This window comes from Pseudarthrobacter sp. fls2-241-R2A-127, assembly GCF_030209355.1.
In the GTDB taxonomy this organism is placed as follows: domain Bacteria; phylum Actinomycetota; class Actinomycetes; order Actinomycetales; family Micrococcaceae; genus Arthrobacter.
Genome location: NZ_JARVSF010000008.1, coordinates 300,174 through 314,178 on the forward strand (window position 1 = coordinate 300,174; position 14,005 = coordinate 314,178).

Annotated in this window: 12 protein-coding genes; all 12 read right to left on the reverse strand. The window is 65.2% G+C overall.

Features of this window, described 5'->3' with window-relative positions:
* Positions 1 to 76: 76 nt before the first annotated feature.
* A complete protein-coding gene (gene secG, locus QRN53_RS06020; RefSeq protein WP_141941218.1) occupies positions 77 to 334 on the reverse strand; it encodes a preprotein translocase subunit SecG in 258 nt (85 codons plus the stop codon).
* A 48-nt stretch (positions 335 to 382) separates the two neighbouring features.
* Entirely contained in the window at positions 383 to 1,198 is an 816-nt protein-coding gene (gene tpiA / locus QRN53_RS06025; RefSeq protein WP_285243100.1) for a triose-phosphate isomerase, read from the reverse strand.
* 101 nt (positions 1,199 to 1,299) lie between these two features.
* Positions 1,300 to 2,526, reverse strand: a complete 1,227-nt coding sequence (locus QRN53_RS06030) for a phosphoglycerate kinase (protein WP_285243101.1) — start codon at positions 2,524 to 2,526, stop codon at positions 1,300 to 1,302.
* A gap of 10 nt (positions 2,527 to 2,536) precedes the next feature.
* On the reverse strand, positions 2,537 to 3,547 hold the full coding sequence (gap, locus tag QRN53_RS06035) for a type I glyceraldehyde-3-phosphate dehydrogenase (protein WP_285243102.1): 1,011 nt from the start codon (positions 3,545 to 3,547) through the stop codon (positions 2,537 to 2,539).
* A gap of 259 nt (positions 3,548 to 3,806) precedes the next feature.
* Positions 3,807 to 4,433, reverse strand: a complete 627-nt coding sequence (locus tag QRN53_RS06040) for a superoxide dismutase (RefSeq protein ID WP_285243103.1) — start codon at positions 4,431 to 4,433, stop codon at positions 3,807 to 3,809.
* 99 nt (positions 4,434 to 4,532) lie between these two features.
* Positions 4,533 to 5,513: a DNA-binding protein WhiA gene (whiA, locus tag QRN53_RS06045; protein WP_015937022.1), complete on the reverse strand. Its 981-nt coding sequence runs from the start codon at positions 5,511 to 5,513 to the stop codon at positions 4,533 to 4,535.
* A gap of 9 nt (positions 5,514 to 5,522) precedes the next feature.
* Positions 5,523 to 6,542: a gluconeogenesis factor YvcK family protein gene (locus QRN53_RS06050; protein WP_285243104.1), complete on the reverse strand. Its 1,020-nt coding sequence runs from the start codon at positions 6,540 to 6,542 to the stop codon at positions 5,523 to 5,525.
* The gene (rapZ, locus tag QRN53_RS06055; protein WP_285243105.1) at positions 6,542 to 7,465 is read right to left on the reverse strand and encodes an RNase adapter RapZ; all 924 of its coding nucleotides are present in this window, start codon (positions 7,463 to 7,465) and stop codon (positions 6,542 to 6,544) included. Before rapZ ends, QRN53_RS06050 begins: the two co-directional genes overlap by 1 nt.
* 68 nt (positions 7,466 to 7,533) lie before the next feature.
* A complete protein-coding gene (uvrC, locus tag QRN53_RS06060; protein WP_285243106.1) occupies positions 7,534 to 9,534 on the reverse strand; it encodes an excinuclease ABC subunit UvrC in 2,001 nt (666 codons plus the stop codon).
* 45 nt (positions 9,535 to 9,579) lie between these two features.
* A complete protein-coding gene (locus QRN53_RS06065; protein WP_285243107.1) occupies positions 9,580 to 10,248 on the reverse strand; it encodes a lysophospholipid acyltransferase family protein in 669 nt (222 codons plus the stop codon).
* On the reverse strand, positions 10,235 to 10,951 hold the full coding sequence (locus tag QRN53_RS06070; protein ID WP_285243108.1) for an HAD hydrolase-like protein: 717 nt from the start codon (positions 10,949 to 10,951) through the stop codon (positions 10,235 to 10,237). The genes QRN53_RS06065 and QRN53_RS06070 overlap by 14 nt, the downstream gene beginning before the upstream one ends.
* 82 nt (positions 10,952 to 11,033) lie before the next feature.
* Entirely contained in the window at positions 11,034 to 13,958 is a 2,925-nt protein-coding gene (gene uvrA, locus QRN53_RS06075) for an excinuclease ABC subunit UvrA (RefSeq protein ID WP_285243109.1), read from the reverse strand.
* Between the last annotated feature and the right edge of the window lie 47 nt (positions 13,959 to 14,005).

Consider the following 14,005-nt stretch of genomic DNA (forward strand, 5'->3'; position numbering starts at 1 on the left):
CGGATAAACCGACAGCCACAGTTTAGATGCCCGAGCAGGGCAACGGCAGGGCCTCAGGACCCTAGCCAGCGATGATCTAGGAGTCGCCGACGCCGCTGAACCGCATGATCAGGCCGAGGGCAATGATCACCACGCCCCAGGTGACGCCCAGGATGATGGTGAAGCGGTTGAGGTTCCGTTCGGCTACCCCGGAGGAACTGAGGCCCGAGCTCATGCCGCCGCCGAACATGTCGGAAAGTCCGCCGCCGCGCCCCTTGTGCAGGAGGATCAGCAGCGTCAGCAGGAGGCTGGTGATGCCCAGGAGGATCTGCAGGATGACATGAAGAACGTCCACGACGGCCTTTCGGGAGTTGGGATTGCGGGAGCTTGTACTGGTTCCGGACTAGTCCGTGACCAAGTGGCTCTCGAACCTGACAATATTAGCAAACTCGGCAGGATCCAGGCTTGCACCGCCCACCAGGAGGCCGTCCACGTCGCGTTCCTGCATGATGGCGGCGGCGTTGTTGGCCTTGACCGAGCCGCCGTACAGCAGTCGGGTCTTGGCGGCGACATCGGCACCGAAGAGGGTGTCCAGCTCCGCCCGGATCGCGGCGCACATTTCCTGCGCATCCTCCGGGCCTGCGACCTCGCCCGTGCCAATGGCCCAGACGGGCTCGTAGGCAACCACCAGTTCGGCAGCCTGGTCGTTGGAGAGTCCTGCCACTCCGGCCCGCAGCTGCTGGAGGGTGTGCTCAACGTGGGTTCCGGCCTGGCGGATTTCCAGGCCTTCCCCGACACACAGGACGGGGGTGACCCCGTGCTTGAAGGCTGCCTTGGCCTTGGCGTTCAGGACGTCGTCGGACTCGTTGTGGATGGTGCGGCGTTCGCTGTGGCCCACCAGTACGTAGGTGCAGCCGAGCTTGGCGAGGAACTGGCCGGAAATGTCGCCGGTGTAGGCTCCGGAGTCGAACTGGGAAAGGTCCTGGCCGCCGTAGGCGACCTGCAGGTCATCGCCCTGGACCAGTGTCTGGACGCCTCGGAGGTCCGTGAACGGCGGGAACACGGCAACCTCAACACGGTTGTAGTCGTGCTTGGCGTCGGAGAGGGTCCAGGCCAGCTTCTGCAGGAGGGTGATGCCCTGCACGTGGTCCATGTTCATTTTCCAGTTGCCCGCGATGAAGGGCTTGCGGTCGAAAGCGCCATTCGTTGACGTAGTCACGTGATCTCCATAAAAGTTCTTGGTATGTGTGCGGCCGGCAGGCTGCCGCGGGCAACCTGCCGGCCGAAGGACTGGTCAGTCCGGTGCTTTCCTGGCTGGTGCTACCGGTCCAGGACGCTGAGGCCGGGAAGTTCCTTGCCCTCGAGGTATTCCAGGCTTGCGCCGCCGCCGGTGGAAATGTGGCCGAATTGGTCGTCGCTGAATCCCAGCGTGCGCACTGCAGCTGCGGAGTCACCGCCACCTACGACGGTGAAACCGCCGGTTTCCGTCAGAGACTGCGCGATGGCGCGGGTACCGGCGGAGAAGGCCTCGAATTCGAAGACACCCATGGGCCCGTTCCAGAAGACCGTGCGGGCTCCCTTGATGCGGTCTGCGAAAGCGGCCGCGGTGTCCGGGCCGATGTCCAGGCCGATGCCGGAGGCACCGAAGCTGCTGCTTTCGATGGCGTCCGCCGGCACGGTTGCGTGTGCGGCGTCCGCAGCGAACTTCTCCGCGACCACGACGTCCGTGGGGACGACGAATTCGGTGCCGGCGTCCGCGGCCCGCTTGAGGTAGTCCTGGACCACGGGGATCTGGTCCTCCTCAAGGAGGCTGGAGCCCACCTTGTGGCCGGCCGCTGCCAGGAAGGTGAACAGCATGCCACCGCCCACCAGGATGGTGTCGGCTTTGCCGAGCAGGTTGTCGATGACCGCAAGCTTGTCGGAGACCTTGGAGCCGCCGAGCACCACCACGTAGGGACGCTGGGTGTCAGTGGTCAGTTTCCGCAGGACTTCCACTTCCGTGTGCACGAGGTCGCCCTGGTAGGACGGCAACCGGGTAGCGACGTCGTAGACGCTGGCGTGCTTGCGGTGGACGGCACCGAAGGCATCGTCCACGTAGGCGCCGTTGTCACCGGTCAGTGCCACGAGTTCGTCCGCGAAGGCGCCGCGCTCGGCGTCGTCCTTGCTGGTCTCGCGGGCGTCGAAGCGGACGTTCTCCAGGACCAGCGCTTCGCCGTCCTGCAGGGACGCCGCCGCGCCCTTGGCAGCGTCACCAACGGTGTCGGCTGCCAGGGTGACCTTGAAGTCCGCCAGTTCCGCGAGGCGATCCACGGCGGGGCGAAGGGAATACTTGTCCTCCGGGGCGCCCTTGGGGCGTCCGAGGTGGGCTGTTACCAGCACGCGGGCACCGGCGTCCGTGAGCTTTGACAGCACTGGCAGTGAGGCCTTGATGCGGCCGTCGTCAGTGACTGTAGAGCCGTCGAGCGGCACATTCAGGTCACTTCGAACCAGAATGTACCGCCCGCGGACACCTTCAGCGATCAGTTCGTTGAGGGTGTGAGATGTCATGTGTCTAACCCTAGCCCAGCTTGGATGCCACGAGCTCCGTGAGGTCGACAAGGCGGTTGGAGTAGCCCCACTCGTTGTCATACCAGGAAACAACCTTGACCTGGTTGCCGATGACCTTGGTCAGGCCGGCGTCGAAGATCGAGGATGCCGGGTCGCCAACGATGTCGGAGGAGACGATGGGCTCGTCCGTGTAGGTCAGGAAGCCCTGCAGTTCCTCGGACTCCGAGGCGCGCTTGAGGGCGGCGTTGACTTCCTCCACGGTGGTTTCGCGGGAGACCGTGACGGTGAGGTCGGTGGCGGAGCCGGTGGGTACGGGGACGCGGATGGCGTAGCCGTCCAGCTTGCCCTTGAGCTCGGGCAGGACGAGGCCGATCGCCTTGGCGGCACCGGTGGAGGTGGGAACCATGTTGATGGCGGCAGCACGGGCACGGCGCAGGTCCTTGTGCGGGCCGTCCTGCAGGTTCTGGTCCGCGGTGTAGGCGTGCACGGTGGTCATGAGGCCACGCTCGATGCCGAATTCGTCGTTCACCACCTTGGCCAGCGGGCCGAGGCAGTTGGTGGTGCAGGAGGCGTTGGAAATGATGTTGTGGGTGGCGTTGTCGTAGAGGTTGTCGTTGACGCCCATCACGATGGTGATGTCCTCGTCCGACGCCGGAGCGGAGATCAGGACCTTCTTGGCGCCTGCATCAATGTGCTTCTGGGCATCGGCTGCCTTGGTGAAGAAACCGGTCGATTCGATCACGATGTCCACGCCCAGCTCGCCCCAGGGGAGCTTGGCGGGATCGCGTTCCGCCAGGACCTTGACGACGTTGCCGTTGACGACGATGTTGCCGTCCTTGACCTCGATGGTCTCCTTCAGGCGCCCGCCGACAGAGTCGTACTTGAACAGGTGGGCCAGGGCTTCGGGGCTGGTGAGGTCGTTGACAGCAACGATCTCAAGGTCCGCGCCTTGAGCAAGTGCTGCGCGGAAGTAGTTGCGGCCAATGCGGCCGAAGCCGTTGATACCAATACGGGTCGTCACTTTTACAGTCTCCTTGGTGCTATGAGAAGCACTACTAGTTGAGCGGGCGTTCAAGCCAACTAACAGATCCCGCACGCCATTGGGCAGAGATGATTTACACGGAGGGCGACCAGCCTCATTGCTGAAGGCTAACCGCCTTCCGTGACCTATCTTACGTTTAACTGGGTCCGCCCCCGCAAGTGCGGGGGCGGACCGTCCACATCCCGGCCGGTTTAAGTCAGAATGTGAAGTTTGTTACATCGATGTATAACGCAGATCACTACGGAAGGGTGATGAGTCCCGTGGCGTTGGTGCGTGCAGCCTCGAAGCGCTGGGCGACATCGGCCCAGTTGACGATGTTCCAGAAAGCCTTGACGTAGTCGGCCTTGACGTTGACGTAGTCCAGGTAGAAGGCGTGCTCCCACATGTCCAGCATCAGCAGCGGGGTGGTGCCCAGGGCAACATTTCCCTGCTGGTCGTACAGCTGTTCAATGACGAGGTTTCCACCGATGGGTTCGTAGGCCAGGAAGCCCCAGCCCGAACCCTGCAGGCCCAGCGCCGCGGCGCTGAACTGGGCGCGGAACGCATCGAAGGAACCGAACGCGTCGTCGATGGCAGCTGCCAGTTCGCCTTCGGGCTTGTCACCGCCGTCCGGGGACAGGTTGTTCCAGAAGACCGAGTGGTTGACGTGGCCGCCGGTGTGGAACGCGAGGTCCTTGGAGAGCCGGTTGATGTTGGCGAAATCGCCCTTTTCCCGTGCTTCGGCAAGCTGGGCCAGCGCGTTGTTGGCGCCGGTGACGTAGGCCGCGTGGTGCTTGCTGTGGTGCAGCTCCATGATCCGCGCAGAGATGTGCGGCTCCAGGGCGGCGTAGTCGTACTTGAGTTCGGGCAATACGTACTCAGTCACAAAATCCTCCAATATCGTGGACACTCGGTCCGGTTGGTGACTCTCGGATTGTGCATCCGGGCGTCTGGCGCCCGGAATCTTTTTGATTCTATGGGGCGCTTACTCGTCCAGCATTTCCGGCGTCACATTGGCGTCCGTTCCGGGAATGCCGAGGTCAAGGGCGCGTTTGTCCGCCATGGCCAGGAGCCGGCGGATCCGGCCGGCAATCGCGTCCTTGGTCATCACGGGATCGGCGAGCCTGCCCAGTTCGTCCAGGCTGGCCTGCTTGTGCGCGACCCGCAGTTCCCCGGCGTACTTCAGGTGGTCCGGCACGTCGTCGCCGAGGATCTCCAGGGCCCGGTCCACCCGCGCGCCGGCAGCTACCGCGGCCTGCGCGGAACGGCGCAGGTTGGCGTCGTCGAAGTTGGCGAGCCGGTTGGCCGTGGCGCGGACTTCCTTGCGCATGCGGCGTTCTTCCCAGACCATCAGGGCGTCATGGGCACCCATGCGGGTCAGCAGCGCCGCGATGGTGTCGCCGTCGCGGATGACCACGCGGTCCACTCCCCTGACCTCACGCGCCTTGGCCTGGATGTCCAGCCGCCGGGCTGCCCCCACCAGGGCGAGGGCCGATTCGGGACCCGGACAGGTGACCTCCAGGGAGGAGGACCGTCCGGGTTCCGTCAGTGAGCCGTGTGCCAGGAACGCGCCGCGCCATACGGCTTCGGCGTCAGCCGCTGAGCCATTGACGACGGCGGATGGCAGGCCCCGCACGGGGCGGCCACGGCCGTCCAGGAGGCCGGTCTGCCTGGCCAGCGCTTCACCGTCGCGGACCACGCGGACCACGTAGCGGCTGGCGCGCCGCAGCCCGCCGGCGGAGACCACGATGATTTCGCTCTGGTGTCCGTAGACCTCGGCTATGGCGGCACGGAGCCGGCGGGCCGTGGACGCCAGGTCCACTTCCGCTTCGATGACGATCCGGCCGGAAATGATGTGCAGTCCCCCGGCGAACCGGAGCATGGCGGAGACTTCCGCCTTGCGCACTGATGACTTCTTGATGTCCAGACGGGACAGTTCTTCCTTGACTGATGCTGTCAGTGCCATGGCACCTTCCTAACTGTTCCCAAAAATGTCCTGGTACGCCGTGGCCAACCGCAGTGGCTCGTGGACTGGGCGGCGTCCCGACGCCCCTACTTTACCCAAGACCACCTCTGCGCCGATCATGGCGGCGGCCTTCTCGAACTCCTGCCGGTCCGGTACGGAGGCGGGATCGGCAAGGACAACGTCGACGCTGAACTCCGGGGCGTAGCGCCGGAGGACGTGGAGATGGTCCGCGGCCGTCATGCCCGAGGTTTCCTTGGTGTCTGTGGCAAGGTTCATGGTCAGGCAGCGCCTGGCAGGGGTGCTGCAGAGTGCCTGCCGCATCTCGGGCAGCAGCAGGTGCGGCAGGACGGACGTGTACCAGGAGCCGGGTCCCAGGACCACCCAGTCCGCCAGCTCGATCGCCGTCAAGGCCTCAACGCAGGCCGGCGCCGATTTCGGCAGGAGCCGGACTTCTTCCAGCGACCCGGCCACTGCGCATTGCGCCTGGCCGTGGATGGTCTGCAGCCCTGTTCCGCCGCCGGGGGTGGTGACGCGGACATCGCCTTCGATCGTGAGCGGGACCGTGGACATGGGGAGCACCTGGCCCCTGGCGCCCAGCAGCGCACCGGCCCATTTGAGTCCGGCGACCGCATCGCCGAGGAGTTCCCAGAGCGTGACGATCAGCAGGTTGCCCATGGCGTGTTCGTCGAGGGAGCCGCCCGGGCCTTTTCCGGCGCGGAAGCGGTGCTGCATGACATCCCGCCATGTACGTCCCCAGTCGGTGTCGTCGCAGAGCGCGGACAGGGCCATCCGGAGGTCTCCGGGCGGGAGGACGCCGTACTCCTCGCGCAGACGCCCGGAAGAGCCGCCGTCGTCCGCTACGGTGACGATCGCGGTGAGCTCGGAGGTGAGCAGGCGCAGGGCCGACAGGGAGGCCGCCAGGCCATGGCCGCCGCCAAGCGCCACAACGTTGGGACCCTTCTCCTGTTGGCCGGGCGCGGTTCCGCCGGCCGGTGGCACCAGGGGAAGGGCGCCGGTGAAAAGGGCCATTATTCGCGGCCCAGATCCCGGTGCGCGGTGGTCACCGTGACCCGCGGGTACTGCGCGAGTTTCTTGGACAGCTCGACCGCGACCGCCACGGAGCGGTGCTTGCCGCCGGTGCAGCCGACCGCGATGGTGGCGTAGTGCTTGTTTTCCCTGCGGTACCCCTCCAGCACCGGCTCCAGGGCCAGGACATACCGATCAACGAAGTTCTTGACGCCCTCCGCCTCCAGCACGTAGTCGCTGACGTCCTTGTCCAGGCCGGTGAGGGGGCGCAGCTGCGGCACCCAGTGCGGATTGGGAATGAACCGCACGTCTGCCACGTAGTTTGCGTCCACCGGCAGCCCGTACTTGAAGCCGAAGCTCATGACGTTCAGCCTCAGGGCCACGGGGCCCGTTTCGCTGAACAGCTCGGTAATGGCCGTGGCGAGTCCATGGACGTTGTAATTGGAGGTATCGAGCACGACGTCGGAGCTGTCCCGCAGTTCCTGCAGCAGCTCGCGTTCTGCTGCGATGCCGTCGAGGATGCGCCCGCCGCCCTGCAGGGGGTGGGGGCGGCGGCCCTGTTCGAAGCGCCGGACCAGGACGTTGTCGCTGGCGTCCAGGAAGAGGACCCGGAAGGTAACCCCGCTGGCGGCGAGTGCCCCCAGGGCCGCGCGGATATCAGCGAAGAGTCCCTTGCTCCGGACGTCGATGACCACCGCAAGCCGGGGAATGGACTGGGGGGCGTGGGAGACCAGTTCGGCCAGCGTGCCAAGCATCTGCGGCGGCAGGTTCTCCACGACGTACCAGCCGTGGTCCTCCAACGCGTCAGCGGCGGTGCTCCGCCCCGCGCCGGACATTCCGGTGACCACCAGCAGCTCCGCTTCGAGCGGCTTGACTGTCTCCAGCCCGTCCTGCCCCTCTTCGGATCCCGCCGTCGTGTCTGCCATGAAGTCCGCCCCGTTTCGTTGTTGTACCTGGGGCGGCCGCTGTGGCGCCGCCCCGTCACTTACCCTAGCTAAGTTTCAATGATTTCGCCGGTGGCCATGTTGATCGCCGGGACGGCCGCGGCCTCGGGGCTGCCGCCGGCGAAGTGGTTCACGATGGCGCCCGCCAGGGCCGGTCCGATACCCTTCGCCTCGGAGAGCTCTTCCACGGTGGCGGCCTTGACGCCCTTGACGGAGCCAAAGTGCGCCAGGAGGGCCTTCCGTTTGGAAGCACCCAGGCCCGGGACGGCGTCAAGTGCCGAGACGGTCATGGCTTTGCCGCGCTTTTGCCGGTGGAAGGTGATGGCGAAGCGGTGGGCCTCGTCCCGGATCCGCTGCAGGAGGTACAGGCCTTGGGAGGTGCGGGGCAGGATCACCGGAAAATCACTGTCCGGCAGCCATACTTCTTCCAGCCGTTTGGCCAGGCCCACCACATAGACATCATCGATGCCCAACTCTGCCAGTGCGCGGGCTGCGGCATTCACCTGGGGCTGGCCGCCGTCCACCACCACCAGGTTGGGCGGGTAGGCGAACTTGGCCTTGGGCGCCGGCGTGGTGGTGTCCAGAACGGCGTCCCCGGCGGCGGCGTCCCGGCCATCCGCGGCGAGGAGGGACTCATCGACCTGCGCGGACTTGTCCTGGAGATAGTGGCGGAAACGCCGGGTCAGGACGTCATGCATCGCCGCCGTGTCGTCGGAGGCGGCGGGTCCGGTGATGGAGAACTTGCGGTAATCGGACTTCTTGGGCAGTCCATCCTCAACCACCACCATGGATGCCACCACGTTGGTGCCCTGGACGTGGGAGACGTCGAAGCATTCGATCCGGAGCAGCGGCACCGGAAGGTCCAAGGCTTCCTGGAGTTCCTGGAGCGCTTGCGACCTGACGGTGATGTCCCCGGCGCGCCGGGTTTTGTGGAGCTTGAGTGCGTGTTCGGCATTTTCGCGCACGGTGGACATGAGCGCCGCCTTGTCTCCGCGCTGCGGAACCCGGATGTCCACCTTGGCCCCGCGGATGCCGCCAAGCCAGGTGGCGAGGTCCTCCGTGTTGCTGGGCGCGACCGGAACCAGTACCTCGCGCGGCAGCCTGCCGTGGGTCTCGCCGTCTTCGCCGTAGACCTGCTGGAGAAGGTGCTCCACGAGGTCCGGTGTGGTGAAGTCCTCCACCTTTTCCACCACCCACCCGCGCTGGCCGCGGATCCGGCCACCCCGGACATGGAACACCTGGACGGCGGCTTCAAGCTCGTCCTCGTGCAGTGCGAACACGTCGGCGTCGGTGTCCTCGGACAGCACCACCGCGTTGCGTTCGAAGACCTTCCGCAGGGCTGCAATGTCGTCCCGGAGCCGGGCGGCGTGCTCGTAGTCCAGTTTGGCTACGGCCTCGGCCATCTGCTTTTCCAGCTTGTTGATGAACCGCTTTGCCTCGCCGCCCATGAACGCGCAGAAGTCGTCGGCCAGCGCCCTGTGGTCGTCGGCCGAGATCCGTCCGACGCAGGGTGCCGAGCATTTGTCGATATAGCCCAACAGGCATGGCCGGCCGCTCGCTTCGGCCCGCTTGAACACGCCGGCGCTGCAGCTGCGAACGGGGAAGACGCGGAGCAGGGTGTCCATGGTTTCGCGGATGGCGCCCGCGGTGTACGGGCCGAAGTAGCGGGTCCCCTTCCGCTTGTCCCCGCGCATGACCTGCACCCTGGGATACTTCTCGCCCATGGTGACGGCGAGGTAGGGGTAAGTCTTGTCGTCCCGGAACACAACGTTGAACCGGGGCTTGAATTCCTTGATCCAGGTGTATTCGAGCTGCAGCGATTCCAGTTCGCTGCCCACCACGGTCCATTCAACACTGCTGGCGGCGTGCACCATGGCATAGGTCTTCGGCAGCAGGCCTGCCGGGTTGGCGAAGTAGGAGTTCAGGCGGGACCGGAGGCTCTTTGCCTTGCCCACGTAAATGACCCGGCCGTGCGGGTCACGGAAGCGGTAGACGCCCGGGTTGGTGGGGATTTCACCGGTTTTGGGCCGGTAGCTTGCTGGATTTGCCACCAGTCAAGTCTACTAAGGCGCGGGGTACGTCTTTGCCAGCCCGGCCTACTCCGCGGACTTGCTCTGGTTGTAGCTGGTGGAACGCTCCTGGCCGCTCAGGGCAGCAATCGCGTCCATGATCCGGTCCGTGACCTCCCGGCGCGCGGGCAGGGAGTGGTCCGGGCCGGTCTTGTCGAAGTACAGCGGCTCCCCCACCTTCATGGTGAAGTGCTGCGGCCTGACACCTTTCTCGCCGGCCCGCTGGAGCTTTTCTGTCCCAATGAGGCCCACCGGAATGACCGGCGCTCCGGTGGTCAGCGCGAGCCAGCCGACGCCGGTACGTCCGCGGTAGAGAATGCCGTCGCGGGAGCGGGTGCCTTCGGGGTAGATGCCGATGCCGCGGCCCGATTCAAGGATGTCCAGGAGTGTCTTGAGCGCCTGGACGCTGGCCGCCTGCTCGCCGCGCTCCACCGGAATAGAGCCCACGGACTCGAAGAAGGCCTTCATGACCTTGCCCTTGACGCCTCCGGTAGTGAAGTACTCGGCCTTGGCGAAGAATGCGACAGGGCGGGGCATCAGTGCCTGCACGATGACGCTGTCAAAGAATGACAGGTGGTTAGGGGCCACGATGAAGGGGCCGTCGGAGGGAACATTTTCCAGGCCGACGACGGTGGGCCTGCAGGTGCCGGAGATCAGGTTGCGCGTGGTCCAGCGGACAGCATCAAACATTTCCATCGTTGCTCACCCCGCTCATGGCCGCGGTGTGGATGGCCTGCAGCCGTTCGATGACCGTGACCAGCTCCTCACCCGTGCTGACGACGGCGACAGACCCCGCCTCTTCAAGTTCGCCGTAAGGTGCGAATCCCCACACCACCCCGATGCAGTCCAGGCCGTTGGCGATCGCCCCGGAAACGTCCTGGGCGCGGTCCCCCACCATGATGGCGTGCTGGGTCTCCAGGTTCTGCAGGGCGGCGGCAATGATCTCGGTCTTGCCAAGCGGAACGCCGTCCACCGCGGCTTCGTCGTCGGCGGAGCCGTGGATGCCATGGAAGAAGCCGTCTATCCCGTGGTGGGCCAGTACGGTGCGGGCCAGGCGCTGCGGCTTCTGGGTAGCTACGGCAACGGGCCGGCCCGCCGCGGCGAAGGATTCGAGGATTTCGCGGATCCCCGGGTACAGCCGGCTTTGGGCGATTCCGGTGGATACGTAGTGTTCGCGGTACCGGCGGACCACCTCTTCGAGGCGGTCCGCCGGTACGTTCGCTACGTTGAGCAGTGAGTCACTCAGCTTGGGGCCGATCATCGCATCCAGCAGGTCCTGGGCGGGAACAGGGAGCCCCAGCCCGCGGAGGGCCGATGCAATGCCCTCAGTTATTCCACCGGCCGGGTCGACAAGAGTGCCGTCCAGGTCAAAGATCACGGGCACTGTTGTTGAAGTCACCGGGTTAGTTTCTCATGACAGCGCGAGTGCCTGAAACTCGCATTCCCGTGCAGGAATATTTCGGAACGGATTCCGCCGCTGGTCAGCCCAGTATTTCGGCCAGGAACTTGCCCGTGTGGCTGGTGCTGGACTTGGCCACCTGCTCGGGGGTTCCCGCTGCGACGATCTGGCCACCGCCCGAACCGCCGTCGGGCCCAAGGTCCACCAGCCAATCGGCGCTCTTGATGACGTCGAGGTTGTGCTCGATGGTGATCACCGTGTTTCCCTTGTCCACGAGTCCCTGGAGGACCATGAGGAGCTTGCGGATGTCCTCGAAGTGCAGCCCTGTGGTGGGCTCGTCCAGGACGTAGATGCTGCGCCCGTTGGAACGCTTCTGCAGTTCAGCCGCGAGCTTCACGCGCTGTGCCTCACCGCCGGACAACGTGGTGGCGGGCTGGCCCAGGCGAACGTAGCCCAGCCCCACGTCCACCAGGGTGTTCAGGTGGCGTGCGATGGGCGAGAACGCCGCGAAGAACTCGGCACCTTCCTCGATGGGCATGTTCAGGACGTCCGCGATGGTCTTGCCCTTGTAGTGGACTTCCAGCGTTTCCCGGTTGTAGCGGGCACCATGGCAGACCTCGCACGGGACGTAGACGTCCGGCAGGAAGTTCATCTCGATCTTCAGCGTGCCGTCACCCGAACATGCCTCGCAGCGGCCGCCCTTGACGTTGAAGGAGAACCGCCCCGGAAGGTAGCCGCGCACCTTGGCTTCGGTGGTCTCAGCAAAGAGCTTACGGATGTTGTCGAACACGCCCGTGTAAGTGGCCGGGTTGGAACGCGGGGTACGGCCGATGGGGCTCTGGTCAACGTGGACCACCTTGTCAAGGTGCTCGAGGCCCTGCACGGTCTTGTGCCGGCCCGCCACCTGCTTGGCACCGTTGAGCTTGTTGGCGAGCACCTTGTAAAGGATTTCGTTGACGAGGGTCGACTTTCCGGAGCCGCTCACGCCGGTCACCGCGGTGAAGAGGCCCAGCGGGAACGCGGCGTCGACGTTCACGAGATTGTTCTCCCGGGCGCCCACCACTTTGATTTCGCGCTTCTTGTCGTATTTGCGGCGCTTCTTGGGCACCGCAATGGCCTTCCGGCCGGACAGGTAGTCGCCGGTCAGCGATTCCTTGTTTTCCAGCAGCTCTTTGTAGGTTCCGGAGTGGACCACCTGGCCGCCGTGTTCACCTGCGCCGGGTCCGATGTCCACAATCCAGTCAGCCACATGGATGGTGTCCTCATCATGCTCGACGACGATGAGGGTGTTTCCCATGTCGCGGAGCCGGGTGAGGGTTTCGATGAGCCGGCGGTTGTCGCGCTGGTGCAGGCCGATGGAGGGCTCGTCCAGGACATACAGGACGCCCACCAGCCCGGAACCGATCTGGGTAGCGAGCCTGATGCGTTGCGCTTCGCCGCCCGAGAGGGTGGCTGACGGGCGCTCAAGGTTGAGGTACTCGAGGCCTACATCCAGCAGGAAGGTGAGTCGCGCCTGGATCTCCTTGAGGACCTGGTGCGCGATCTGCGCCTCACGCCCGGTCAGGACCAGGTTGTTCAGGAACTCCGCGCAGTCGCGCATGGGCAACGCCGCGACTTCGGCGATGGACTTGCCGTTGATGAGGACCGAGAGGGAGGCCGGATTGAGGCGGGCTCCATTGCAGGAAGGGCACGGCACCTGGCGCATGTACTCTTCGTAACGGTCGCGGGCCCAGTCGGAATCGGTCTCGCCGTGCTTCCGGTGGACGTACTGGATGGCACCCTCGAACCCGGTGCTGTACTTGCGTTCACGGCCGAACCGGTTGCGGTACTGCACCACCACCTTGTGGTCCTTGCCGTGCAGGATGGTTTGGCGGACGTCCTTGCCCAGCTTCTCCCACGGAGTGGCCATGGAGAAGCCCACCTCCTTGGCGAGGCCTTCCAGGAGCCGGTTCCAGTATTCCGTGGTGGCCGTTCCCAGGGACCACGGTGCGATGGCGCCCTCGGACAGCGAGAGTTCGGGGTTGGGAACGATGAGTTCCTCGTCCACCTCAAGCCGGGTACCAATGCCGCTGCAGGCCGCGCAGGCGCCAAACGGGTTGTTGAAGGAGAACGAGCGGGGCTCGATCTCGTCAATGGCCAGCGGGTGTTCGTTGGGACACGCGAGGTTTTCGGAGAAGGCCCGGATCCGTCCGGGATCTTCAGCGTCAAGGTCCACGAACTCGGCCAGGACCCGGCCTTCCGCCAGTCCCAGGGCCGTCTCGATGGAGTCGGTGAGGCGCTGGCTGATGCCTTCCTTGACCACCAAGCGGTCCACCACCACCTCGATGGTGTGCTTGAACTGCTTGCCCAGCTTGGGCGGATCACTCAGCTGGACCAGGTCGCCGTCCACCCGGGCCCGGGAGTAGCCCTTCGCGCTGAGCTCCTTGAAGAGGTCAACGAACTCGCCCTTGCGGCCGCGCACCACCGGTGCCAGCACCTGGAAGCGGGTGCCGTCCTCGAGCTCAAGGAGCTGGTCGACAATCTGCTGCGGCGTCTGCTTGGATACCGGCTCACCGCACACGGGGCAGTGCGGCCGGCCGACTCGTGCCCACAGCAGGCGCATGTAGTCGTAGATTTCGGTGATGGTGCCAACGGTTGACCGCGGGTTCTTGCTGGTGGATTTCTGGTCGATGGAGACCGCCGGAGACAAGCCCTCGATGAAGTCGACGTCGGGTTTGTCCACCTGGCCGAGGAACTGGCGCGCGTAGGCGGACAGCGATTCGACGTAGCGTCGCTGGCCTTCGGCAAAGATGGTGTCGAACGCCAGGGACGATTTCCCGGAGCCGGACAGGCCGGTGAAAACGATCATGGCGTCACGGGGAAGGTCCAGGTCCACGTTGCGCAGGTTGTGCTCCCGCGCGCCCTTCACGACGAGCCTGGAGAGGTCCGGCCGCGGCGGCACGGCAGCAGGGGCGGCGGTGAAGGAGGTGGCGGGGGCAGAGGTTTCTTCAGCTACGGCTTTAGGCACCCCATAATGCTAATCGAAAACTTCTTCGAACATGCGCGGTTCCGCCC